The organism is Yersinia vastinensis, assembly GCF_902726565.1.
Taxonomy (GTDB): Bacteria; Pseudomonadota; Gammaproteobacteria; order Enterobacterales; family Enterobacteriaceae; genus Yersinia; species Yersinia vastinensis.
This window is the reverse complement of sequence record NZ_CACVAF010000008.1, coordinates 236432-260396: the sequence shown is the minus strand read 5'-3', so window position 1 is coordinate 260396 and position 23965 is coordinate 236432. Positions and strand designations below refer to the sequence as shown.

Sequence of the window (23965 nt, the reverse complement as noted above, 5' to 3'; positions counted from 1 at the left end):
AATCTAGTACATTTCTCTCAGAAACATTTAATGGAGCTGATATGGCACAAGTATTAACCCCAGATGCGCTGGCAACCTTATTTACCGACGCCCGGACGCACCATGGTTGGCAGGATAAACCTGTCGATGACGCACTCCTTAAACAAGCATACCAATTGGCACGCATGGGGCCGACCTCTGCCAACTGTTGCCCCGCGCGTTTTGTGTTTATTCGCTCCCCGCACGCCAAAGAGTGTCTCATACCCGCTTTATCCAGTGGAAATAGAGACAAGACATTCCAAGCCCCGGTTACCGCCATCATTGCCTATGACCCGGTTTTTTATGATGCCTTACCCAAGCTGTTTCCACATGGCGATGCCCGCTCGTGGTTTACCTCCAGCCCTGAGTTGGCGACAGAAACTGCATTTCGTAACAGCAGCTTGCAAGCGGCATATTTCATTATTGCCTGCCGGGCGCTGGGGCTTGATACCGGCCCGATGTCCGGTTTTAACAACGAGTTAATCGATACAACATTTTTGGCTGAAAAAGGCTGGAAATCCAATTTGTTAGTGAATATCGGCTATGGCGATAGCAATAAGCTGTATGCACGTTCGCCGCGTTTAGATTTTGACGAAGCCTGTCAGGTACTTTGATTTATCTGCTTATTTTTTAATGAACTGACTTTTAATCATGAGGTGGATTATGCAAACACAACTTTTACCCACATCGTCAGCATTACGCAGTGTCGCGGTGGATAAACAAGATTTTCGCGATGCGATGGCGCGGCTCGGTTCTGCGGTCAACATTATTACTACTGACGGCCCAGCAGGTCGTGCTGGATTTACCGCATCAGCAGTATGCAGTGTTACCGACGCCCCCCCTACCTTATTGGTCTGTCTGAATCGCTCCGCCTCGGTCTACTCCGTGTTTCAGCAAAACCAGACTTTATGTGTCAATACGTTATGTGCCGAACATGAGTCGCTATCCAATTTGTTTGGTGGCAAAACCCCAATGGAAATGCGTTTTGCCGCCGCCCGCTGGTCCACCCTTGTGACCGGATCACCTGTACTCAGTGGCGCGGTAGCCTCTTTTGATTGCCACATTACGCAAGTGATGTCGGTTGGAACCCACGACATTCTGTTTTGTCAGGCCGCAGCGGTTATTCATAACGATGATCAACATGGGTTGGCCTATTTTGACCGCCGCTATCATCCATTACTGCGCCAGAGTAGTTGATTTAGACAGTCATCAATGGATTTCCCTTAGGTAACTTATTGATATTTCACAATGACTCACGGAGTACATTATGGCGAATAGCTGGTTTCCAATATGGCGTAAACGTAGCGGCAATTTGGACGGAGCCATTATTGCTCCTGATGAGCGACTCCCGTTAGGATCAACATTGATAATGGGGCTGCAACATGCGGTGGCGATGTTTGGCGCAACAGTGCTGATGCCCTTATTGATGGGGTTTGATGCCAATTTGGCTATTTTGATGTCCGGTATCGGCACGTTGCTATTTTTCCTGATTGTCGGTGGCCGTGTTCCCAGCTACCTCGGCTCCAGTGCTGCCTTTGTTGGATTGGTTATTGCCATTACCGGCTATACCGGTAGCGGCCCTAATCCCAATATTGCCTTGGCATTAGGCGGAATTATTGCCTGTGGGGCGATTTATACACTGATTGGTTTTATTGTGATGAGTGTCGGTACTCGCTGGATTGAGCGCTTGATGCCGCCGGTGGTCACGGGTGCGGTGGTAATGGCCATTGGTTTAAATCTGGCACCCATCGCGGTTAATAGTGTCTCCGGCTCGTCATTTAACAGTTGGATGGCGGTCGTGACTATCTTATGTATTGGTGTGGTTGCCGTATTTACCCGAGGAATGATTCAACGTCTGCTGATTTTGGTTGGCCTGATTCTGTCCTATGCTATCTATCTGATTGTCAGTAATGGTTTCGGTTGGGGTACGCCGGTTGATTTCGGCCCCATCAGTCAAGCGGCTTGGTTGGGATGGCCACAATTCACAGCCCCGGTATTTGATGCCCATGCCATGTTACTCATAGCCCCCGTCGCAGTCATTTTAGTGGCAGAAAATTTAGGGCACATTAAAGCCGTTGCCGGAATGACGGGGCAAAATTTGGACCCTTATATGGGGCGTGCTTTTGTCGGTGACGGGCTAGCAACCATGTTATCCGGCTCTGTTGGCGGCACCGGCGTCACCACTTATGCCGAGAATATTGGTGTGATGGCCGTGACTAAAATCTATTCCACACTCGTCTTTGTGGCTGCGGCACTGGTGGCGATTTTATTGGGCTTTTCACCTAAGTTTGGCGCATTGATTCACACCATTCCTGGTCCAGTATTGGGCGGCGCATCTATTGTGGTCTTTGGGCTGATCGCCGTCGCCGGAGCGCGTATCTGGGTACAAAACAAAGTCGACCTCAGTGATAACGGTAACTTGATTATGGTTGCGGTGACGCTGGTATTAGGCGCAGGGAACTTCGCGCTCACTCTGGGCAGCTTTACCCTCGGAGGCATCGGCACAGCGACGTTCGGTGCAATATTGCTGAATGCGCTGCTGCAACGCCGTAAAGCACTACCGCAACTAGGCCGTGACGGTAAGCCATTGCCACAAGACAGCTAGTGATGGTTATTCCTTATTCTCTGCTCAGGATTGGCGGAGAGTAAGGTTATTTTGTCACAGTAAGCTAAGGGGCGGTAATTGCTTCACGTAATCGGCTCGGGGTTAAACCAAAATGCTGCTGAAAGCGTGAGGTAAAGCGGGACGGCGAAATGTATCCGTGTTGTGCGGCAATCTCCCCGATTGAGAGTGATGTGGTTTGTAACGCATTGAGCGCACATCCCATACGCACGTCTTCCAGAATGACGCGAAACTGCCGTTCCTCCTGCATCAACTTGCGCCGCAAGGTAGAATTGCCCATATGCAGTGATTGGGCGACATCACTCACACTCCAGTCACGGGCGGGATCGAGCAAGAAAATTTGTTGCACCTGTTCAGCCAATTTATCGCGACGATCGATAAGTAAAGGGCCTGCATGTCCGCCCAGACTCAGCGCCAATAAAACCCCCATGGCCGAGTGCTGCGACAGCACATCCGGCACCTGATTTTTGAGATTGAGTAACAAACTCTCCCAAGCTCTGCGGGTATTTACATCTAAAGGCACACATAAAGAAGCTGATGTTACCGGTGCCACAGACTGCGCACCGTACCACTGACGAAACTGGCGTATTAGCGTCGGCGACAGATAAACCATATCAGAGCAGTAATGACCATGTTCTGGCGTATTAGCAATGCTGACTTCGGCTCCGGCAGGGAACAAAATAAGTGTTGATTGCCCTGCATTAGCGGCTTGCTCCCCCCATTGCACCAATTTACTGCCTTGGCGAACATGGCATAGCGCAGGTGAAAACACCGTTACCCGATGCAAGGTGTGCGCGCGACGGGCAACAATTTCAGCACTGGAAATAGCTATCTGGCTATGGTTTATCTGCGACATATCTCTGCTCTTGGGTTAACAGTTAACGGCCATAGGTGGCAACCAGTTCGGCTTTCGCAATAACATTGCTATTGAGCATAAAGCCCACCAACGCACCACTGGCTTCACTATCCAACGGTAATTTATCCGTTTTCAATGCCCAAACCGTAAACTGATAACGATGAGGTTTATCTCCTGCCGGTGGGCAGGCCCCCCCAAATCCAGCATAACCAAAATCATTGCGGCCCTGAATTGCCCCCTGAGGTAAAGTGCTATTGTTTGCTGGCGCAGCCTCTGTACGCTGTCCTGCATTGGTGGGCAATTCATGGACATTGGCAGGAATGTTCACCACTGTCCAATGCCACCAGCCGCTGCCTGTTGGCGCATCAGGATCATAAGCCGTGATGGCAAAGCTCTTTGTTTCCGCTGGCGCTCCCTGCCACGAAAGCTGTGGAGATTGATTTTCACCAGTGCAGCCAAATCCGTTAAACACTTGTTGGTTTTGCAAAGGCTTACTTTGTGACATATCGCTGCTTTTTACGCTAAAAGTCTGCGCCTGAGCCGATAATGAAACCGCCATGATAGCCAAAGACAGTGCTATTTTTTTCATGTTCATTCTCCTGTAAGGTCAGTGGCTAGCTTACGCAAACAGGCGTGCCAACATTGTGCCATAACGCTCTGGTATTATGCCCTAAAGCTCAATACAGAGCGTTACTCACATCATTCTGTCCGCTGATTTACTCGATATGTAGCTGATTACCTTGCCAGGACATTTGTGTCACTGCTGATGTTGCAACACCGCCGGTGGTTTCTCCCCCCACTAAAATCAACTTATCACCAGCTTGAATAGAAACACCGTACCCCAATGGTTGAGGCAATTTACCTGCCATCTGCCATTGATTATTCACTCGTGCATAAATGGGTTGTTGCCACTGTTTTTTTAGCCCTTTATGCGCATATAACTGCCCTGCATTAAATTGTTTCCAAGCACCGGGAAAATTAGCGCCTCCCGCCACCAGAACCACATTCTGGCTGCTACCAGAAAATGCCCCAGCCAATCCTTCTTGGGCGACACCTTTTTCAGCACTCACTAAGTCAGGCTGTTGTTGCCACGCCAGTTCGGCCCCTTGCTTTTTCCCCTGCCATACAGCCGCGGTCCGCAGGCCAGGCTTAATCTCACCATTTATTAATATCAAATTGTCATTCATAACAGTGATTGCCGATCCCGCCGTACCTAGAAACGGCACCTGACCACCGCTTTTCCATTGATTTTTAACCGGATCGTAAATCAGTACATCGCGGTTATAGAAATAGTCGGCGGGAGCTTGCTCAAAATACGCATCAATAACCGCGTTTTTCTGTGTCTCATGACTTCCCGCGGCGGCAAGGTCAGCGAAATAACCGTCAAAAATAGCCTTATTTACCCCGCCCAATAATAGCGCTTGAGAGCCATCTAAGGTGGTCGCTACCGTCCCGACCAAACCACGAGGCGCACGTGTTGCCAATCGCTGCCATTGATTGGTTTGCGGATCAAACTGATAAGCATCATTGAGTGCACGCACCTGAGTGTCACTGGCGCTATTTTTACCCACACCACCAAAGACATACAATTTCCCATCCAGTGCAACGGTGACGGCCTGTTCGCGCGGTTGACCGGGGAAATCCGCTATCTTTTGCCAACCGCCGCTGGTTTTATTTGTATCAAGGCGATACCACGACTGACCTGCGCTACCCAGGCCAATATATAAATTGTTATCTATTCGCGCACCAGTACCATACTTAAAGGGAACAGGCACATCTGGATAGCGCTCTGCATTGGCATAAGGCACTGAGAACGAAACCATGAGCGCCAAGGCGCTAAACAAAACTGTTTTTGTATTTAAGGGTTTCTTATATTGATGGGGTATTTGAGTCATTGACGGTGTTCCTCATTGATCAATAAGTTGAGTGGTTTGTGTTTGGCGATAATCAGGAAAACAAAACTCCATATTTATATTTAAAGTGGAGTTTTACTGCCATTAAAATTATTACTCGCCCCCAGCGCTGTCAATGTAAATGGCCAGTAACTGTGATAAATACCCCAATAGCTTGAAGATAATTTAGGCTGAGATAGTTAGATAATTAACCACCAGATAGGCTGTCTGCTTCATGTCATATTGCTGTCTGGTTGCTGTCGTGGTGCTGTGACATGCTTGCACATAGGGTTGTTGGGATACCTTCCCCCTGGAGAGCTTAATATGAATCTTTACCGTATTCGTGAATTACGCCAAGCCCGAGCTTGGTCGCAAGAGCAATTAGCGGAACTTTGTGGCCTCAGTGTGCGCACTATCCAACGGATAGAGAATGGTGAACAAGCCAGTCTTGAGACTTTGGGTGCCATTGCGGCGGTTTTTGATTTAAAAGCAAGCGAACTCTACTCACCCGAGGCGAGCCAGCCACAAGATGTGCCGGTAGATGCTGTTGATCAGAGAGTGCTGGATGCACGGGATGCTGTTGAAAATGAAATGGCTTTCCTACGCCAATTATTGCGAGCCGTCATCCTCTGCGCCGTCCTGTTTGCGATTAACTGGTTTACCTCCCCCAGCTATATATGGGCGTGGTGGGTGGTGCTTGGGCTAAGCATCCCATTGGGTTTGCGGGCAATAAATACTTTCATCTTGGGTAACTGGTTGGAACGCTGGCAGCAAAAACGCCTGCAAAAAAAGTTACGTCATTTGTCGTAAGATCTGAAAAGTCAGGAGGACCAAATTATCCTCCCACTTCGTGCACCTTCTGTGCGGTCAATCTTGCAGCTTGGTTGTATTGGCGTATTGTTAATAAGTATCATAATCAGCGACTATGAATACATCATCAGCATCATTCAATATCAGTATTATTTAATAACCTTGATGGGAGCGAAGCGAGATGGCGAAAATTTTAGTGCTTTATTATTCCATGTATGGACATATCGAGACACTTGCTGGCGCAATAGCTGAAGGTGCCAAAAAGGTCAGCGGTGTCGAAGTGACTATCAAGCGCGTGCCGGAAACCATGCCTGCCGACGCTTTCGCCAAAGCTGGCGGTAAAACTGACCAAAAAGCGCCCGTGGCTACGCCACAAGAACTGGCCGACTACGACGGCATCATTTTCGGTACACCAACCCGCTTTGGTAATATGGCTGGGCAGATGCGGACATTCCTCGATCAAACCGGTGGTTTGTGGGCATCTGGTGCACTGTACGGCAAAGTCGCTAGCGTATTCTCTTCTACTGGCACCGGCGGCGGGCAAGAGCACACTATCACTTCCACTTGGACCACTCTGGCACATCACGGTTTTATCATTGTGCCAATCGGTTATGGCGCGAAAGAATTATTTGACGTTTCGCAGACCCGTGGTGGTACTCCCTATGGCGCAACCACGATTGCCGGTGGCGATGGTTCCCGCCAGCCAAGTGCTGAAGAACTGGCTATCGCCCGTTTCCAAGGTGAACATGTAGCAAAAATCACTGCAAAATTAAAAAGTTAAGTTGCTATAAAAAATAAAAGCACCGCGTAAAAGCGGTGCTATTTTTCAAACGGAAACATTAAGCCTCAAGCAAACCTTGCGCCAGATAGTGGTGAGTATCAACTACCCCTGGCAAGGTGAAGAAATAGCCCCCGCCAATAGGTTTGACATACTCCTCTAGCGCCTCACCATTTAGCCGTTTTTGCACCGTGAGAAAGGCTTTTTCCAAATCAGATTGATAGCACACAAACAGCAGCCCCATATCTAATTGCCCAGAATTTGATACACCCAGTGAATAGCTATAGCCACGACGTAACATCAAATTACTTTGGGTTTCAGTCGTGCGTGGATTCGCCAGACGGATATGCGCATCCAATTTGATCACTTTTCCATCGGGGTCTTTGCTGTAGTCCGGCTCATCATGTTCATGGGCCATTCCCAAAGGTGCCCCGCTGTGTTTATCGCGGCCAAAGATTGTTTGTTGTTCTTGCAACGGCGTTCTGTCCCAAAACTCCACTTTAAAGCGGATAATCCGGGCGGCTTGATAACTTCCCCCGACAGCCCACGCCGGTTCGCCCGCATTCTCCGACACCCATACCACCTGATTGATTAAAGGCTTATCACTGGTTTTCGGGTTTGCCGTCCCATCTTTAAAGCCCAACAGATTAATCGGTGTCTCTTTACCTTTACTGCGGGCCGAATGGGCAGAGATAAAGCCCTCTCGCTTCCAGCGAACACTGAGAAGATCCGGCGAGTGTTTGATAATATCTCTCAGGGCGTGGATCACGGTTTCATTGGTATTGGCGCAAATTTGCAGCAAGATATCGCCATGACACAAATTGGCATCCAGCGAATCATTCGGGAAACGGGTCATCTTCTGAAGCCGCAATGGTTTGTGCTGCTGCAAGCCAAAACGCTCATCAAACAACGAGTCTCCGACCGATACCGTCATCGTCAAATTATCAGGGTAAATTTCTGGCCCCATAATGCCTGAATCCAATGGTGGCAATTTGGCATTGACTGACGGCGCATGCCCACCGGTGGTCAGGAAAGCAATGCGCTCGGTCAACAACTTAAATAACCGGATCAATGCCGCGTTGTCAGTTGCCAGCACATCAAATGCCACCAGCATCATTGCTGCCTGCTGTGGGGTCAGAACCCCAGATTGATGCTGGCCGTAAAATGGCTGTTTCTGCCAACGTTCATCCTGAGCAAGTGCCGCCTCAGGTGCTGGACAATCCGCTGCGCGTGCTATTTTTGCACCGCCCAGAGCCAATGCGCCACTCATCATGCCCATACCAAGCAATAAACGTCGACGGGACGGCAAAGCCGCCCCGCTGTCTTGCTGATACGGCCCGTTTTGCGGACCGATTTTCTTACTCATCTTCGTGCCTCAATCCAGACCTAATACACCACGAAGCTGCGCAAGGTCTTCTGCCAGTGCCGTAATTGGCCCTTTCAATGCATTGCGGTCGGCATCAGTTAACTTCTCATAAGACTCATAGCCATCTTTGGTGCGATATTTTGCCAAAATGCTATCAACAGTTTTGAAGTTGGCGTCAATTTTTCCCAGCAGCGGTTTATCGGCTTTCTCCAGCAATGGCCGCAGCAGATTTACAATTTTCTGTGCACCCTCTACGTTGGCTTGGAAGTCCCACAAATCAGTGCGACTGTAGCGATCTTCTTCACCACTGATTTTACTGGCCGCCACTTCCTCGATTAAACCAGCCGCACCGCCCACCACTTTGTTCGGCGCAAATGTCAGGCCACTAATACGCTTTTGCAGCTCCAAAGTGTCTTGATACAGTTGATCGGCAAATTTATCAGCGCCTTTGGTGGTGTTATCACCAAATAGGATTTTCTCTAAACGGTGGAAACCCGTAAATTTCGGATCGGCCGCTTTTTGTTCAAAATCATCTTCACGGGCATCAATACTGCCATCCAAATCAGAGAACAATTCAGCAATCGGCTCAATACGCTCATAATGTTGACGAGTTGGCGCATAGAGTTTACGAGCCAACGCTAAATCACCTTTTTTCACTGCATCCGTAAAGGCTTTAGTTTGTGTCACTAATTGAGCGACTTCTTGTGTGACATAGACTTTGTATTCGGCAATCGGACCAACCAGTGCCATAGCATCAGGTTTCACCGCCACCTCAGAGCCCGCCGCAGCGGTGACGGTCAATTTACCTTTCGGGTTACTCAGCAAGCCACAGGTCATGTCGTATTCACCCGGTTCCAGATTTGCCGTCATCTTCTGGGTAAAACCGGGGGCGATATTCTCACGTTCCTCAACCACCATGACCCCTTTGAGGATCTCCCACTCCAAACCTTTTTGGCTCACGTTATGGACGATGAACTGCGTTTTGCCGGCAGGGATCGACAGCGCCATTGGCTCGCACTGTTTATCATTGACCGTGATCTTAACCTGAGGAATATCAGCCGCCTGCGCACTAATGACCATAGCAGGCAAAGCCAGTAAAGCGGCGTGTAAAGCGGTACGACGGAAAAACCGGTTAGACATGTGATAAATCCCTGAATTATTAGTTAGTTTTCCGCGCAGCAGATGCGGTTGAGGCCGCCGTAGTGCGAGGTGGAAGGAAAAAGAAAATCAATGCCGGAATCAGATAGAGGAAATAGACGGCCACTTCACTGACGCTCGGGGCTTCCTGATAGCCAAACATACCTTCAAGGAAAGTGCCCAGTAGTGAATGAGTGGTGAGTACATTGGTTAAATCAAATGCGATATCTTGGAAATGATTCCACAGGCCGGCTTCATGGAAGGCCCTGATTGCTCCTGCGGCCAGACCAGCGGCGACAAAAAGAATAAACAGGCTGGTCCATTTGAAGAATTTCGCCAGATGTAATTTGATACCACCCCAGTAGATAGCCATGCCGACTAAAATGGCACATACCAAGCCTAATATCGCACCAATAGGCGCACCAATACCAACATCCTGCTGGAATGCCGCCAATAAGAAGAAAACGGATTCAAGACCTTCGCGAGCAACAGCGAAAAACACCATGGCCACTAATGCCCATCCCTGACGACGCCCTGAATTTAGTGCAGTATCAATCGCCCCTTCTAAATGAACTTTGACTGACTTGGATACTTTGCGCATCCAAAAAACCATATAGGTTAATATGCAAACGGCGACCACAGCGATAATCCCTTCAAACAGTTCTTGCTGTTTCTGTGGAAACTCACCGGTGGTTTCGTTAATAAAGATACCGATAGCGAGGCACAATGCTGCGGCGGTGATAACGCCAATCCATACCGCCCCCATCCATTGACCGCGTTGAGTACGTTTAAGATAGCTGGCAATTAGGCTAACAATTAGAGCCGCCTCCAGCCCCTCACGAAACATAATAAGAAATGGGACAAACATGCTATGCACCCCTAATGGGTATGGCTGTCGGTAGAGATCTATGATTATAGACAGTGTCAGTAAACGTAAAGATAAGTAAAACGATAGTGATTATCATTCTGGCAAAAAGAAATTCAAGGGGTTGAATAAGAATATTGTTAAACAAACTGTGGCAAGTTGTTTCTGCCACGTTAAATAACAAACAAATTCATCAGGATACAAATTCGTTCATCATTAATATTGAGTTAGATTCTTTGTCATAAAAACACAAAAAAAGCCCCCTATTTTATCGGGAGCTTTTTAATTAGACGTTAAACCAGCCGCGTCGTTATATCAAAGAGATGGCAAGTCCATAATTAGATAGTTTTAAACTCGGCTTCTGCATTGCGGAAACGCTCGGTAATAGCATTGCTCGGCGTGCTGCCCAACAAGCTAACGACCACAATAGCAATGCTGGCGAACAAGAAACCTGGGATGATTTCGTATAAATCTAACCATGCATATTGCTTCCAAACAATCACCGTAATCGCACCAATCAGCATCCCCGCCAGTGCACCATTGCGGGTCATGCGTGGCCACATTACTGAAATCAATACCACTGGGCCAAATGCCGCACCGAATCCTGCCCATGCATAGCTCACCAAACCAAGAACACGGTTATTAGGATCTGCTGCCAACGCGATGGCAATTAACGCGACCAACAACACCATGGCGCGCCCCACCCACACTAACTCCTTCTGGCTGGCTTTTTTACGCAAGAAAGCTTTGTACAGATCTTCTGTCAAAGCACTGGAGCACACCAGTAGCTGGCAGCTTAAGGTGCTCATGACGGCCGCCAGAATGGCCGACAGCAAAATACCGGCGATCCACGGATTAAACAGCAACTTGGCTAGCTCAATGAAGACACGCTCACCGTTTTGCGTCACACTTCCGGCTTGTTCTGGATGGTTTTCAAAATAAGCGATACCAAAGAAGCCTACCGCGATAGTCCCCGCCAGGCACAAGATCATCCACGTCATACTGATGCGGCGAGCACTACGGATAGTACGATGAGAGTCTGCCGCCATAAAGCGTGCCAGAATGTGTGGCTGACCAAAATAACCCAACCCCCAGCCCAGCAGAGAAAGGATAGCAACCAGATTCAACCCTTTAAACATATCAATGTTGGCAGGATTTTTCGCTGCAATCACCATCATTGAGGTATCGATGCCACCCACCGCCAAAATGACGATAATGGGTGTCAGAATCAGGGCGAAAATCATCAATGTTGCCTGCACGGTGTCTGTCCAACTCACAGCCAAAAAACCACCGATGAAGGTATAAGCAATGGTCGCAGCAGCACCGGCCCACAATGCAGTGCCATAACTCATGCCAAAAGTACTTTCAAATAAACGTGCACCAGCAACAACCCCTGAAGCACAGTAAATAGTAAAGAAGACTAAGATAACCACCGCAGAGATAACCCGCAGTAACTTGCTTTTGTCTTCAAAACGGCTGGTGAAATAATCGGGGAGTGTCAGAGCATTATTATTGGCTTCCGTATGAACGCGCAAACGACCAGCCACTAATTTCCAGTTAAGATAAGCACCAATGGTCAAACCAATAGCTATCCAACTCTCGGAAATACCGGATAGGAAAATCGCCCCCGGCAATCCCATTAATAACCAACCGCTCATATCGGAAGCACCTGCAGACAGTGCGGTTACAACACTGCCTAAACTTCGACCTCCCAGAATATAATCATCAAAGTTATTCGTTGCCCGGTAGGCCATAAGACCAATAAGTATCATCCCAAATATGTAAACTAAAAAAGTCACCAGCATCGGCGTGTTCATGGTCATGCAACGTCTCCATAGTGCGTATTATCGTTTTAATTGATCCCGCTATTTTTAGTTCTTCTCGCCTAACGCGGCGTCATGCTTTATACCCGATTGATGTAAAATTGCACCGGAGATGAACGCGAAAGCGTTAATAAACTACCAGTACAACTATTTGCGAGCAAACCGTCATTTGCGGTTGCTATCCTAGTGGACTCTTTTCTCCACTCACAACAATTTAAACAAAATTTTTACAAAAAATTCACCCTGCATCACATTAACCTCTGTCGACAGTGATACCCGGCATAACAAAATGAGTTACACCTTAGGCAAACTCCTTACAACCCCTAAGATTATTAGCAACTCCTACGTGTATGCGTAATATTCAAGCAAATATCACTTATGAATAATTGTTAAAAACAAGACTGAATTCACAGTTCAAACACGCCCTTCATTTAACAAGGTTGCACAAAGTTGCAACATCCCTGATATTGTCGGAATTAAAATCATAACTCCCCTTCTTAAAGGAGATAGACCGCATGGCTAGCACCACAATGGGCGTGAAACTCGATGAAGCGACACGTGACCGTATTAAAGCCGCAGCACAGAATATTGACCGCACACCACATTGGTTAATTAAGCAGGCCATTTTTAACTATTTGGAGCGGCTGGAAAGTAACAGTGAACTGCCGGAGCTGACAACAACGCATGCGTCTTCCTCTCAGGAAGTGGACGACATGATGGCGCAAGTCACAGAAAGTACTCACCAGCCATTCCTGGATTTTGCCGAACAAGTGCTGCCACAATCTGTTGCCCGTGCGGCTATCACTGCGGCTTATCGTCGTCCAGAGACTGAAGCCATTCCTATGTTATTGGAGCAGGCGCGTTTACCCGCAGAACAAGCACAAGCGACACACAAGCTGGCTTATTCCATTGCCGAAAAACTGCGTAATCAAAAAAGTGCCAATGGTCGTGCCGGGATAGTGCAAGGCTTGCTGCAAGAGTTTTCACTGTCGTCACAAGAGGGTGTGGCACTGATGTGTCTGGCCGAAGCGCTGCTGCGTATTCCGGATAAACCCACTCGTGACGCACTGATCCGCGATAAAATTAGCAATGGTAATTGGCACTCTCATTTGGGCCGCAGCCCATCAATGTTTGTGAATGCCGCCACTTGGGGCCTGCTATTTACCGGCCATTTGGTCTCTACCCACAATGAAGCCAAACTCTCTAGCGCTTTAAATCGCATTATCGGTAAAGGGGGCGAACCGCTGATCCGCAAAGGCGTAGATATGGCGATGCGCTTGATGGGCGAGCAATTCGTGACCGGTGAAACCATCGCAGAAGCATTGGCTAATGCCCGTAAACTGGAAGATAAAGGGTTCCGCTACTCTTACGATATGTTGGGTGAAGCGGCACTAACAGAAGCGGATGCGCAAGCCTATCTGCTCTCCTATCAGCAGGCTATCCATGCCATCGGCAAAGCCTCAAATGGTCGGGGTATCTATGAAGGGCCTGGGATTTCAATCAAACTTTCTGCGCTGCATCCCCGCTATAGTCGCGCTCAATATGAGCGAGTCATGGAGGAACTTTATCCACGACTGTTGTCACTCACCTTGCAAGCTCGCCAGTATGATATCGGGATTAATATTGATGCCGAAGAGGCCGATCGTCTGGAAATTTCACTCGATCTGCTGGAGAAACTCTGCTTTGAGCCAAAGTTAGCCGGTTGGAATGGTATTGGCTTTGTTATTCAGGCATACCAGAAGCGCTGTCCTTTCACCATAGATGCTGTGATAGATATGGCCCAGCGCAGTCGCCGCCGCCTGATGATTCGCTTGGTTAAAGGTGCATATTGGGACAGTGAAATTAAACGCGCACAAATGGACGGCTTAGAGGGGTATCCCGTTTATACCCGCAAAGTTTATACCGATGTCTCTTACTTGGCCTGCGCACGTAAATTACTGGCCGTGCCGAACCTGATTTATCCGCAATTTGCGACTCATAACGCGCATACATTATCGGCGATTTATCATCTTGCCGGGCAAAATTACTATCCTGGACAATATGAGTTCCAATGCCTGCATGGCATGGGTGAACCCCTATATGAACAAGTGGTCGGGAAAGTTGCCGAGGGCAAACTTAACCGCCCATGCCGTATTTATGCCCCAGTGGGTACTCATGAAACCTTGCTGGCCTATTTGGTACGTCGCCTGCTGGAAAACGGCGCGAATACCTCGTTTGTTAACCGTATTGCCGATGCCACTCTACCGCTGGATGAATTAGTCGCCGATCCCGTCAGTGCTGTCGAAGCCATTGCCGCAAGTGAAGGGCAACTCGGATTACCTCATCCACGTATTCCATTACCACGCGATCTGTACGGCACAGAGCGCGCCAATTCCAGTGGGTTGGATTTGGCGAACGAACATCGTCTGGCCTCGCTCTCCAGTGCCTTGCTCACCAGTGCCAGCCAAGTCTGGCGGGCTGAACCAATCATTGATGCCGAGCTTGATGATGGTGCTGATCTGCCCGTGATCAACCCCACAGAGCCAACCGATATTGTCGGCTACGTGCGTGAAGCAACAAAAGAAGAGGTCAGCCGGGCCTTGGATGCAGCCGCCAATGCCGGGGCGATTTGGTTTGCTACACCACCCGCTGAGCGCGCCGCTATTTTGATACGCGCTGCTGAACTGATGGAAAATCAAATGCAATCATTGATGGGAATACTGGTGCGTGAAGCCGGTAAAACCTTCAGTAATGCCATAGCAGAAGTGCGTGAAGCCGTTGATTTCCTTCATTACTACGCGGGGATGGTGCGTGATAACTTTGCTAATGACAGCCACCGCCCCCTCGGACCGGTAGTCTGTATTAGTCCATGGAACTTCCCGCTCGCTATATTTACCGGTCAGGTTGCCGCTGCTTTAGCGGCTGGTAATAGTGTGTTGGCAAAACCGGCTGAACAAACACCACTGGTTGCCGCTCAGGCTGTGCGGATTTTGCTCGAAGCCGGGATCCCGCAGGGTGTCTTGCAGTTGCTCCCCGGACAGGGTGACAGTGTTGGGGCAACGTTAGTAAACGATGAGCGGGTGCGCGGCGTCATGTTTACCGGCTCCACAGAGGTCGCGAGCATTTTACAACGTAGCATTGCTGGCCGGCTTGACCCTCAAGGCCGCCCTACTCCACTGATTGCTGAAACCGGTGGCCTCAATGCGATGATTGTTGACTCATCGGCCCTGACCGAGCAGGTGGTGACGGATGTTGTCGCCTCCGCTTTTGACAGCGCAGGCCAGCGCTGCTCAGCTTTGCGCATCCTTTGTATTCAGGATGATGTTGCCGAACATACCTTGCAGATGCTACGTGGCGCAATGGCTGAATGTCGCATGGGCAATCCTGAGCGCCTGTCTACAGATATCGGGCCAGTTATCGATGCTGATGCCAAAGCGGGTATTGAACGCCATATTCAAGCCATGCGGGCCAAAGGACGCAAAGTTTATCAAGCGGCACGCGGCAACAATCAGGATGAAAAAGAGTGGGCACGCGGCACTTTTATCAAGCCAACCTTGATAGAGCTGGACAGTTTTGACGAGCTGCAAAAAGAGATTTTCGGCCCCGTACTGCACGTCGTGCGCTTCCAGCGCCAGAATCTCAGTGCGTTAGTCGATCAAATTAACGCCTCGGGTTATGGTTTAACCTTGGGTATTCATACTCGTATTGATGAAACCATTGCCCATATCACGGAAAAAGCCAAAGTGGGGAATCTGTATGTTAACCGCAACATGGTCGGTGCGGTGGTTGGCGTACAACCATTTGGTGGCGAAGGTTTGTCGGGTACTGGCCCGAAAGCCGGTGGGCCACTCTATCTGTATCGCCTGTTGTGCAGCCGCCCGGAAGATGCGGTGATAAATACACTGTCCCATCAGCATAATGAAACCGTGCAAAATGTCTCTGGTCGCGAAATGCTACAAACCGCGCATCACGCATTGATCAAATGGGCTGGCGAGCAGCAAAACAATGTGCTGACTGAACTGGCACAGCGCTATGGTGAGTTGGCTCAAGGTGGAACCGTCTGGTTGTTACCGGGGCCGACCGGTGAGCGTAACACTTATGCACTGCTTCCCCGTGAGCGCGTGCTGTGTCTGGCAGATAACGAAACCGACGCACTGACACAATTGGCCGCCGTGCTGGCTGTCGGGTGTCACGTCTTATGGTTAGAAGATGCGCTACAGCGTGATTTGCTCAAAAAATTACCGGCGGCAGTGCAGTCTTGCATTACTCTTACTCAAGATTGGCAAACAGCCAACATCAGCTTTGATGCCGTTATCTATCACGGAGATGCCGATCAGCTACGCATCTTATGTGAGCAAATAGCCCAAATTGATGGACCAATTGTCTCAGTACAAGGCTTTGCCCGTGGCGAAACCAACATTCTGCTTGAGCGCTTGTTAATTGAGCATTCACTGAGTGTGAATACTGCCGCAGCCGGTGGGAACGCCAGCTTGATGACTATCGGCTAGTTTTTCGTATTTCCGATTATTTAGTCAGCATAATAAGGCCCTTTCGGGCCTTATTATTTGCCTGATAGTGAGAATTTACTTCTCGAGTTGCCCCGCACTGTCGCGTGCAAAACCGCAACAATCCTTTTTTTCTCTGGCAACATTCCGCATCTCTAACTTCGTGTTCTTGTCACTTTACTATGCCTAACTCACTATTAATTCAAGCAAACAACTGAGCGACTTGTGTGCCTAGCTTTCTTCTTAGTGAAGATATTGTATACAGCAACCTTCAGAGGTGATATTTATATTCATGGCTGATAAAAAGATTATTGATGAGACTCATCAAATTGCTAGCCGGCGCGGTAATGGTCAATTACGCCGCGAGATATGGGCCGACCGGTCAGGTAGCATTACCCGTTATAATTTAGCCTATATCAATCACTGTTTATCGCGGGGTGATAATGGTCGGGTTATCGGTTATGACAATGCTCACGGGTTTCATCATCGCCATTACTTAGGCGCCATTGAAGCGGTTAATTTTGTCAGCTTTGAACAAATAGAGGATTGCTTTCAAAAGGATTGGACTTCACTAAGGAGAAGTTAATGGACAAGCTAGTCATCAAAACAGCAACGGAAGATGAATTTTTCAAGCGGGGTAAGCAACTCGCTGTATTAGCTGATACCGGGCAAACATTACCCGCAGAGCATACAATTACCTTCGAAGACCCACTAGAAATGGTGCGCGTGTTAAGTGCCGCTCGCCTTGTTTTACTGCGAGCAGTCAAAAAGTATCCCGGCTCTATTACTTCTCTTTCAACACGACTCAAACGAGACCGCAGTGCTGTCACGCGCGATGTGGCTATTTTGCAAAAAGCGGGGCTGGTCACGGTTGAACCAAAAGTCTTACCCGGTCATGGTCGCATGAAAGAAGTGAAAATAACCGCTCATCGTCTTAAACTCGAAGCCTTCTTATAATAGAGACACATCAGATAAAAATGGGGCCACCTTATCGCGCCCCACTTTTATTGCTATCACAAGAAAACAAACGGCTTAGTGATTATTGAGGAACTTATCAAGGAACTGCCGAGTACGTTCGTGTTGCGGATGTGCAAACAAAGCTTTCGCCGTGCCTTGCTCTACAATGCGTCCGTGATCCATAAAAATGGCTCGGTCTGCGACGTCACGGGCAAAACTCATTTCATGTGTGACAATAACCATCGTCCGCTTTTCTTCAGCCAGTGCACGGATAGTATTTAATACTTCTCCCACCAGCTCAGGATCCAGCGCCGAGGTCGGTTCATCAAACAAAATAACCTGAGGTTGCATCGCCAATGCCCGTGCAATAGCAACGCGCTGTTGCTGACCACCGGATAAACGGCGAGGATACGCATCTTCCTTACCGCTTAAACCAACTTTTGCTAACAACTCGCGCGCCCGTTTTTCAGCCTCGGCACGTTTTTCGCCCTTCACTATCACCGGTCCTTCAATGATATTTTCCAGCACCGAGCGGTGTGGAAATAAATTGAAGCTCTGAAACACAAAACCCACTTGTTGGCGCAGTGCTCGCACCTGACGTTGCTGCTTACTGATCGGTATGCTGCCATCAATCTCGATATCACCGACTCGAATAATTCCCGAATCAGGGATCTCCAGCAGGTTGATGCTACGTAGCAACGTTGTTTTCCCAGAGCCGCTTGGCCCAATGATCGCCACCACTTCGCCACTGTTTACCTCAAGATCGATACCATGCAGTACCTGTTGACCTTTAAACTGTTTGGTCAGTTTTTTAACCTCGATGGTACTCATGGCTACTCCTGATCCTGACGATTAACATGTGCTTCCAGTCGATTTTGTAATGCTGACAATAATGTCGCCATAATCCAGTAAATCAACGAGGCCGCCAGATACATAGTGAAAACTTCCAGTGTGCGGGAAGTGACTAATTGTGCCTGTCGGAAAAGTTCGGGAACCTGGATAGTGGCTGCCAGAGAGGTGTCTTTGACTAAGCCAATAAAGCTATTGCCCAATGGAGGCAAGGCTGTTCGACCTGCTTGTGGCAATATCACTCGATAAAGTGTTTGCCAACGAGTCATCCCGATACTGGCTGCGGCTTCCCACTGCCCTTTCTCAATCGATGAAATTGCAGCACGCAATGTCTCTGATGTATAAGCCGCCGTATTCAGTGATAAGCCGATCAAGGCTGCTGGCATAGGGTCCAGTTCAATCCCAAACTGCGGTAAACCGTAGTAAATCATAAACAGTTGGGCAATTAACGGAGTACCACGGAAAATGGAGACGTAAAAACGAGAAAGGAGTGAGAATGGCAGGAAGCGAGATAGCCGCATCATGGCCAACATAAAACCTAATGCCAGACCAAAAAACATTCCCCCCAGACTCAGCTGGAGGGTAAACCAAGCACCTTTCAATAAAAATGGTGCTGAATCCAGCACCAATTGAATACTTTCTTGCATTATTTAGTTACGTCCGCGCCAAAATATTTTTCAGAAATTTTGGCCAATGTGCCATCTGCCTGCATCTCAGCAATCGCTTTATTGATTGCCGCTAATAACTCAGGGTTATTCTTACGCAGTGCTACACCCGATTCCTGGCGAGCAAATGCTGGGCCAGCGGCAGCAAGGGTGTCATTAGTTTTCTTCACCAGATCCAATGCAGCCAACCGATCGACTAAAATAGCATCAGTCCGCCCTACGCGCAGATCCTGATATTTAGTTGGGTCATCATCATAAGTGCGAATATCAACACCTTTCAGATTGTCACGTAACCACTGTTCGTAGTTGCTACCCAAACCCACCCCGACTTTCTTACCTTCCAAATCCTCGGGTTTATTAAATTGGCCTTCGTTGCCTTTTTTAGTCAGCACCTGAATACCGGAGATTGTATACGGGGTTGAGAAATCGTATTTTTTCTTGCGCTCATCCGAAATGGTGACTTGGTTTATCGCCACATCAATACGCTTGGACTCCAGTGAAGCCAGCATCCCATCCCATTTAGTTGGAGTGATTTTGGCTTTGACGCCCATATGTTGAGCCAGTGCATTGGCAAAATCCACTTCAAAGCCCGTCAGCTTGCCATCTTCACCTTGGAAGCTAAACGGGGGATAAGTCCCTTCCAGCCCTACGATTAGAGTGCCGCGCTCCTTGACCTGATCTAACAAAGAACCGGCTGCGTAAGACTTCACATTAAGGCCAGTTGCCAATGCAACCGCCACCATACCCAGAACGACTCGACGACGTACAATTGAAAAACCCATACATACCCCAGCTGTCATGTTTATTTTGATATTCAGCACTTTATCAGTGCTGTTAATGGAATAAAGGAATATAAACTAATAACGATAGCCATAAATGGAATAAGCCATAACTAAAGGTTACACCTGCGGGTGATAAGCAAATAATGCAGGAGCCCCCCCCGTATGGATAAACAGAATGGGGCCATCATCACGAAACTTTTTCTGCTCAAGGCCATCAAGTAAACCCGCCATCGCTTTACCGGTATAGACGGGATCCAGCAATATTCCTTCAAGTTCCGCCAATAGCTTAATTGCCGCCAACCCTTCTGCATTTGGCTCGCCATAACGCGGGGCAAAATAGTCATCCCATAAGGTGACTTCAGCCTGCGGCCCGTCAATCCCCAGCGATACAGCCAATTTTTCCTGAATATCGACGACTTTCGGCCGCTGTTCATCTGCATGGCGCGATACCGTCACACCAATTAGTTCAGCCTCAGGTAAAAGTTGCTGCAAACCGACCGCCAAGCCCGCATGAGTGCCCGCACTGCCTGAAGCAACCACTATTGAGCTAAACGCAACATGCCCGGACGATTGAGCCGCAATTTCCAAAGCACATTGCACATAACCCAATGCACCTAAGGCATTCGACCCCCCCACAGGAACCACATACGGACGAAAACCCTGTGCCTCAATCCGGGTAGCCAGCTCTGCCAATTGCTGATTGGGGTCATGCAAACCCTCACACATCACCACCTCAACATTAAACAAATCCAACAGCAATCGATTGCCATTGGTCAAATAATTTTCTGCCGAAGTGCCGATAGGATTCTCAAGCAACGCCACACAATGTAGCCCCAGTTTTGCGGCAACAGCAGCCGTTTGGCGCACATGGTTAGACTGAATAGCACCTGCGGTGACCAGTGTATCGGCCCCTTGGCGTAAGGCATCTGCCGCCAAAAACTCAAGCTTGCGGAGCTTGTTACCCCCTAATGCCAGTGGTGTAACATCATCGCGCTTAATATAAATATCGCGACCTAAATATTCTGATAAACGAGACAGTTTCTCCAGCGGAGTGGCACTACCGACCAAGTCTAGACGCGGAAATTGCGCCAACTGTTGTTGAAGAGTCACGGTTCCCCCAAGGAATTCACGAATTGTAGCTATTTAATAGATTTATCAGATGTAAGGTTAATAATCACTTATTTTTATTATAGATGTTGGAAAATAATTTCACTGAGAAATAGTACTGCGGGGATAGAGAGGAGAAAAACAAAACGCCCGGCAAGTAGGAAACTGAACCGGGCGCGGTGTTGTAACAAAGTCGCAAGCAAGGTATTTGCCGTTAACCGTTAATAATTTTTTTGCCACGCCAAATATTGATCATATTTACGCAAAGCAATGCGGTAATTGTTATGCGCCGCATTGGGCAGTTCATCGATAATGCGCTGGTGCATAGTTTCGCTGGCGAATTTTTCTGCTGGATAATTCGTAGCAACCAACATTTCATCTAATCGACGCAAGCGCACAACATATTCACGAACAGTGCTGTGGCTCATCTCAGTTTGCTCAAATAGGTACTGTTTGAACGCCATAATATCAAAATAACCCGGCGCACTATTACAATATATTTCACTGCAAAAACGACATAATGCAGTGAGTTCATTTTGAAGCTTCAACCAGACCTGATCATCGATGGGTTGGTCCATTCCGGAGATCGCTTCTTTATTAATGATTTGTCCGCGAAAAACCAACGCCATACGATCAAGTTGTTTATGACAGTGTGAACAATGAGTTTGGCCGTGCTTGTAATCTTTTAAATAACGGCTCAGTGGCCGCTTTTTTAACTGAAGTTCTGGCATGAGAAGACCTGCATTAATAAAGTTAAACACCGTGATATCACTGAGCGAAAGTGAATTAAGAGTCGTTATTCAGGCGGGCACGTAAGCGTTTTATCGCCTGACTATGAAGCTGGCTGACGCGAGATTCCCCCACCTCAAGCACGGCTCCGATTTCTTTCAGGTTCAGCTCTTCCTGGTAATACAGCGTCAACACCATTTTTTCGCGTTCCGGCAATGCCTCGATCGCTTCAATGACGCGTTGGCGCAAATTTCCTTCCAATAAATGTTGCAACGGATTGGCATCTTCGTGCCCTTCCAGCAGAGGTTCGACACTTTCACCATGCTCTTCCCGCCATTCGTCATAGGAGAAAAGTTGGCTGTTATTGGTGTCTAACAAGATTTGGCGGTACTCCCCCAAATCGATATCCAACGTTTGTGCCACTTCTTGCTCGGTCGCCGGGCGTCCAACACGCTGTTCAACTTGTTGCATCGCACTGGCCACTTCACGGGCATTACGCCGTACGCTGCGCGGTGCCCAATCTCGGCTACGTAATTCATCCAACATAGCGCCACGAATACGCTGTACGGCATAAGTGGTAAACGCGGTTCCTTGTAAAGCGTCGTAGCGCTCCACAGCATTCAGCAGACCAATGCCACCAGCCTGCAACAAATCGTCTAATTCCACACTTGCTGGCAGGCGCACCTGCAAACGCAGTGCCTCGTGGCGAACCAAGGGAACATAGCGTTGCCAGAGGGAATTTTTATCGATCACGCCTTCGGCGGTATACAGATCGCTCACTAGACAGGCACCTAAGGGTAAGAGAGTCGTACCATTATCCTGTCAGGCCCGTCAGACAATCGCCTGAATAAGCCCATAAAAAGGCGGCTATTTGGCTTATGCTAGTAACTTTTACTGTTAACACATTGCTGATATTGAAAAAACAGAGCGAAAAGTAATGACAAAAAGCATTAAAAACGAACAATTACCGCCTGATTTGAACTCACTCCTGGCGAAATAGCTCTGTTTGTTATTTCGCCAAGGCCAGAGAAAACCCCGCCGCAGCGGGGTTTGAAAACGTGTAAAGTCGCTGTGGAATTAACGCAGCAGAGACAGAACAGTTTGTGGAACCTGGTTTGCTTGAGACAGTACAGAAGTCCCTGCTTGTTGCAGGATCTGCGCACGGCTCATGTTAGATACTTCTGTTGCATAGTCAGCATCTTCGATACGGCTACGAGCAGAAGTCAGGTTGTTTACGGTGTTGTTCAAGTTGGTGACAGCAGACTCGAAACGGTTTTGTACCGCACCCAGTTGGCTACGGAAACCATCAACTTGTTTGATAGCCTTATCCAAAGTATCCAATGGTGAAGCTGTTGCTGCGCCAGTAGGGGTATATTGAGCAGCGGTTTTCAACGTCGCCGTGTCAGTAATTGCAGCATCAGCGAAAGTTACTGCACCAGTAGCTGCAGCAACTGCACCTTTATATTGCTTACCATCAGTAGTGCGGATAACGTAGTCATCATATGTACCGTCAGCTTTTGCAGCACCAACGCCGTGTACAGTTGAGCCTTTATCACCTGCGATAGTATTAACCGCGGTCATATCAATAGCAGTAGTTGTGGTTACACCACCAGTTGTTGAAGTCAATGCAGACAGTGAGTTGGTCACACCGCTAACACTGTAGCTACCCAGACCCAGGCTCTGTGCATCAATTTTTTGCAGATTAATGGAGATAGTTTCGCCATCATTTGCACCAACCTGAATGTTCATGGTGGTGTTTTCAGCCAGAACTTTAGTGCCGTTGAACTGAGTCTGTGAAGACACACGGTCAATTTCGCCTAAACGTTGGCTGATTTCGTCCTGGATTGAGGTCAAATCGCTGCTTGAGTTAGAACCATTTTGCGCTTGAACGGTCAATTCACGAACACGTTGCAAGTTGTTGTTGATTTCGTTCAGTGAACCTTCAGTAGTCTGAGCGATAGAGATACCATCGTTAGCGTTACGAGCTGCTTGAGTCAGGCCTTTGATGTTAGAGGTGAAGCGGTTAGCAATAGCTTGACCCGCAGCATCATCTTTCGCACTGTTGATACGCAGACCAGAAGACAAACGCTCAATGGCGGTGCCTAAAGAAGACTGGGATTTGTTCAGGTTGTTCTGAGTCATCAGAGACAAGCTGTTAGTGTTAATTACCGCCATAGTATTATTCCTTAAATGCTGTTGGGTTATGGTTTGGGCTTACTGCCCA

General features: G+C 48.3%; 22 protein-coding genes. 8 read left to right on the top strand and 14 right to left on the bottom strand.

Annotation, left to right across the window (positions count from 1 at the left end; genetic code table 11):
• The first annotated feature begins 41 nt into the window (after positions 1-41).
• The 3 genes from HUZ92_RS14405 (at position 42) to rutG (ending at position 2623) form a co-directional block, all read left to right on the top strand.
• Positions 42-632: a malonic semialdehyde reductase gene (locus tag HUZ92_RS14405; RefSeq protein ID WP_145579541.1), complete on the top strand. Its 591-nt coding sequence runs from the start codon at positions 42-44 to the stop codon at positions 630-632.
• A gap of 49 nt (positions 633-681) precedes the next feature.
• A complete protein-coding gene (gene rutF / locus HUZ92_RS14400; RefSeq protein WP_050098311.1) occupies positions 682-1215 on the top strand; it encodes an NADH-dependent FMN reductase RutF in 534 nt (177 codons plus the stop codon).
• Positions 1216-1285: 70 nt separating this feature from the next.
• Entirely contained in the window at positions 1286-2623 is a 1338-nt protein-coding gene (rutG, locus tag HUZ92_RS14395; RefSeq protein ID WP_050296409.1) for a pyrimidine utilization transport protein G, read from the top strand.
• 64 nt (positions 2624-2687) lie between these two features.
• Here the strand turns inward: rutG and HUZ92_RS14390 are convergent, their stop codons facing one another.
• From HUZ92_RS14390 to HUZ92_RS14380, 3 genes are all read right to left on the bottom strand, one after another.
• Positions 2688-3497 carry an AraC family transcriptional regulator gene (locus tag HUZ92_RS14390; RefSeq protein WP_050140816.1) on the bottom strand — a complete coding sequence of 270 codons (810 nt, stop codon included), beginning with the start codon at positions 3495-3497 and terminating at the stop codon, positions 2688-2690.
• Positions 3498-3519: 22 nt separating this feature from the next.
• On the bottom strand, positions 3520-4086 hold the full coding sequence (locus HUZ92_RS14385; RefSeq protein WP_050098314.1) for a kinase inhibitor: 567 nt from the start codon (positions 4084-4086) through the stop codon (positions 3520-3522).
• Positions 4087-4213: 127 nt separating this feature from the next.
• Positions 4214-5392 carry an N-acetylneuraminate epimerase gene (locus tag HUZ92_RS14380; RefSeq protein ID WP_050098315.1) on the bottom strand — a complete coding sequence of 393 codons (1179 nt, stop codon included), beginning with the start codon at positions 5390-5392 and terminating at the stop codon, positions 4214-4216.
• Positions 5393-5713: 321 nt separating this feature from the next.
• Between HUZ92_RS14380 and HUZ92_RS14375 the strand changes: the two genes are divergently transcribed.
• Both HUZ92_RS14375 and wrbA read left to right on the top strand, forming a co-directional pair.
• Positions 5714-6199, top strand: coding sequence for a helix-turn-helix domain-containing protein (locus tag HUZ92_RS14375; RefSeq protein WP_145579540.1), 486 nt, complete (start codon positions 5714-5716; stop codon positions 6197-6199).
• A 181-nt stretch (positions 6200-6380) separates the two neighbouring features.
• Entirely contained in the window at positions 6381-6980 is a 600-nt protein-coding gene (gene wrbA, locus HUZ92_RS14370; protein ID WP_050098317.1) for an NAD(P)H:quinone oxidoreductase, read from the top strand.
• Between the two features lie 58 nt (positions 6981-7038).
• On the opposite strand, the gene efeB is transcribed toward wrbA, so the two are convergent.
• From efeB to putP, 4 genes are all read right to left on the bottom strand, one after another.
• Positions 7039-8343 (bottom strand): iron uptake transporter deferrochelatase/peroxidase subunit, encoded by a 1305-nt coding sequence (gene efeB, locus HUZ92_RS14365; protein ID WP_050098318.1) that lies wholly within the window; start codon positions 8341-8343, stop codon positions 7039-7041.
• A 9-nt stretch (positions 8344-8352) separates the two neighbouring features.
• Positions 8353-9483: an iron uptake system protein EfeO gene (gene efeO, locus HUZ92_RS14360; protein WP_050140813.1), complete on the bottom strand. Its 1131-nt coding sequence runs from the start codon at positions 9481-9483 to the stop codon at positions 8353-8355.
• Positions 9484-9502: 19 nt separating this feature from the next.
• Entirely contained in the window at positions 9503-10348 is an 846-nt protein-coding gene (gene efeU / locus HUZ92_RS14355) for an iron uptake transporter permease EfeU (RefSeq protein WP_050098320.1), read from the bottom strand.
• Between the two features lie 335 nt (positions 10349-10683).
• Positions 10684-12168, bottom strand: a complete 1485-nt coding sequence (gene putP, locus HUZ92_RS14350; RefSeq protein WP_050098321.1) for a sodium/proline symporter PutP — start codon at positions 12166-12168, stop codon at positions 10684-10686.
• Between the two features lie 515 nt (positions 12169-12683).
• Between putP and putA the strand changes: the two genes are divergently transcribed.
• The 3 genes from putA to HUZ92_RS14335 all read left to right on the top strand — a co-directional run bounded on the left by putA (position 12684) and on the right by HUZ92_RS14335 (position 17609).
• A complete protein-coding gene (gene putA, locus HUZ92_RS14345; RefSeq protein WP_145579539.1) occupies positions 12684-16655 on the top strand; it encodes a trifunctional transcriptional regulator/proline dehydrogenase/L-glutamate gamma-semialdehyde dehydrogenase in 3972 nt (1323 codons plus the stop codon).
• A gap of 289 nt (positions 16656-16944) precedes the next feature.
• Positions 16945-17238: a toxin-antitoxin system TumE family protein gene (locus tag HUZ92_RS14340; protein WP_050098323.1), complete on the top strand. Its 294-nt coding sequence runs from the start codon at positions 16945-16947 to the stop codon at positions 17236-17238.
• Positions 17238-17609 (top strand): HVO_A0114 family putative DNA-binding protein, encoded by a 372-nt coding sequence (locus HUZ92_RS14335; protein ID WP_050098324.1) that lies wholly within the window; start codon positions 17238-17240, stop codon positions 17607-17609. Before HUZ92_RS14340 ends, HUZ92_RS14335 begins: the two co-directional genes overlap by 1 nt.
• 75 nt (positions 17610-17684) lie before the next feature.
• Here HUZ92_RS14335 and tcyN read toward each other — a convergent pair whose 3' ends face one another.
• The 7 genes from tcyN to HUZ92_RS14300 all read right to left on the bottom strand — a co-directional run bounded on the left by tcyN (position 17685) and on the right by HUZ92_RS14300 (position 23916).
• Positions 17685-18440 (bottom strand): L-cystine ABC transporter ATP-binding protein TcyN, encoded by a 756-nt coding sequence (gene tcyN, locus HUZ92_RS14330; RefSeq protein ID WP_145579538.1) that lies wholly within the window; start codon positions 18438-18440, stop codon positions 17685-17687.
• A gap of 2 nt (positions 18441-18442) precedes the next feature.
• The gene (tcyL, locus tag HUZ92_RS14325) at positions 18443-19105 is read right to left on the bottom strand and encodes a cystine ABC transporter permease (RefSeq protein ID WP_032910792.1); all 663 of its coding nucleotides are present in this window, start codon (positions 19103-19105) and stop codon (positions 18443-18445) included.
• Entirely contained in the window at positions 19105-19905 is an 801-nt protein-coding gene (gene tcyJ / locus HUZ92_RS14320) for a cystine ABC transporter substrate-binding protein (protein ID WP_050098326.1), read from the bottom strand. Before tcyJ ends, tcyL begins: the two co-directional genes overlap by 1 nt.
• A 117-nt stretch (positions 19906-20022) precedes the next feature.
• Complete coding sequence (locus HUZ92_RS14315) at positions 20023-21015, bottom strand: D-cysteine desulfhydrase (protein ID WP_050098327.1); 993 nt, start codon at positions 21013-21015, stop codon at positions 20023-20025.
• Positions 21016-21233: 218 nt separating this feature from the next.
• Positions 21234-21743 carry a flagella biosynthesis regulatory protein FliZ gene (gene fliZ, locus HUZ92_RS14310; RefSeq protein ID WP_145579537.1) on the bottom strand — a complete coding sequence of 170 codons (510 nt, stop codon included), beginning with the start codon at positions 21741-21743 and terminating at the stop codon, positions 21234-21236.
• 55 nt (positions 21744-21798) lie between these two features.
• Positions 21799-22521, bottom strand: coding sequence for an RNA polymerase sigma factor FliA (locus tag HUZ92_RS14305; RefSeq protein WP_050098329.1), 723 nt, complete (start codon positions 22519-22521; stop codon positions 21799-21801).
• Positions 22522-22818: 297 nt separating this feature from the next.
• Positions 22819-23916 (bottom strand): flagellin FliC, encoded by a 1098-nt coding sequence (locus HUZ92_RS14300; RefSeq protein WP_050098330.1) that lies wholly within the window; start codon positions 23914-23916, stop codon positions 22819-22821.
• Between the last annotated feature and the right edge of the window lie 49 nt (positions 23917-23965).

Bases quoted from the DNA above. Each gene is read 5' to 3' on its own strand.
- HUZ92_RS14405 (WP_145579541.1), top strand. From the start codon at position 42: ATGGCACAAGTATTAACCCCAGATGCGCTGGCAACCTTATTTACCGAC.
- rutG (WP_050296409.1), top strand. From the start codon at position 1,286: ATGGCGAATAGCTGGTTTCCAATATGGCGTAAACGTAGCGGCAATTTG.
- HUZ92_RS14385 (WP_050098314.1), bottom strand. From the start codon at position 4,086: ATGAAAAAAATAGCACTGTCTTTGGCTATCATGGCGGTTTCATTATCG.
- efeB (WP_050098318.1), bottom strand. From the start codon at position 8,343: ATGAGTAAGAAAATCGGTCCGCAAAACGGGCCGTATCAGCAAGACAGC.
- tcyJ (WP_050098326.1), bottom strand. From the start codon at position 19,905: ATGGGTTTTTCAATTGTACGTCGTCGAGTCGTTCTGGGTATGGTGGCG.
- HUZ92_RS14340 (WP_050098323.1), top strand. From the start codon at position 16,945: ATGGCTGATAAAAAGATTATTGATGAGACTCATCAAATTGCTAGCCGG.
- putP (WP_050098321.1), bottom strand. From the start codon at position 12,168: ATGACCATGAACACGCCGATGCTGGTGACTTTTTTAGTTTACATATTT.
- efeO (WP_050140813.1), bottom strand. From the start codon at position 9,483: ATGTCTAACCGGTTTTTCCGTCGTACCGCTTTACACGCCGCTTTACTG.
- tcyL (WP_032910792.1), bottom strand. From the start codon at position 19,105: ATGCAAGAAAGTATTCAATTGGTGCTGGATTCAGCACCATTTTTATTG.
- HUZ92_RS14380 (WP_050098315.1), bottom strand. From the start codon at position 5,392: ATGACTCAAATACCCCATCAATATAAGAAACCCTTAAATACAAAAACA.
- efeU (WP_050098320.1), bottom strand. From the start codon at position 10,348: ATGTTTGTCCCATTTCTTATTATGTTTCGTGAGGGGCTGGAGGCGGCT.
- wrbA (WP_050098317.1), top strand. From the start codon at position 6,381: ATGGCGAAAATTTTAGTGCTTTATTATTCCATGTATGGACATATCGAG.
- fliZ (WP_145579537.1), bottom strand. From the start codon at position 21,743: ATGCCAGAACTTCAGTTAAAAAAGCGGCCACTGAGCCGTTATTTAAAA.
- HUZ92_RS14375 (WP_145579540.1), top strand. From the start codon at position 5,714: ATGAATCTTTACCGTATTCGTGAATTACGCCAAGCCCGAGCTTGGTCG.
- HUZ92_RS14300 (WP_050098330.1), bottom strand. From the start codon at position 23,916: ATGGCGGTAATTAACACTAACAGCTTGTCTCTGATGACTCAGAACAAC.
- putA (WP_145579539.1), top strand. From the start codon at position 12,684: ATGGCTAGCACCACAATGGGCGTGAAACTCGATGAAGCGACACGTGAC.
- HUZ92_RS14390 (WP_050140816.1), bottom strand. From the start codon at position 3,497: ATGTCGCAGATAAACCATAGCCAGATAGCTATTTCCAGTGCTGAAATT.
- HUZ92_RS14335 (WP_050098324.1), top strand. From the start codon at position 17,238: ATGGACAAGCTAGTCATCAAAACAGCAACGGAAGATGAATTTTTCAAG.
- rutF (WP_050098311.1), top strand. From the start codon at position 682: ATGCAAACACAACTTTTACCCACATCGTCAGCATTACGCAGTGTCGCG.
- tcyN (WP_145579538.1), bottom strand. From the start codon at position 18,440: ATGAGTACCATCGAGGTTAAAAAACTGACCAAACAGTTTAAAGGTCAA.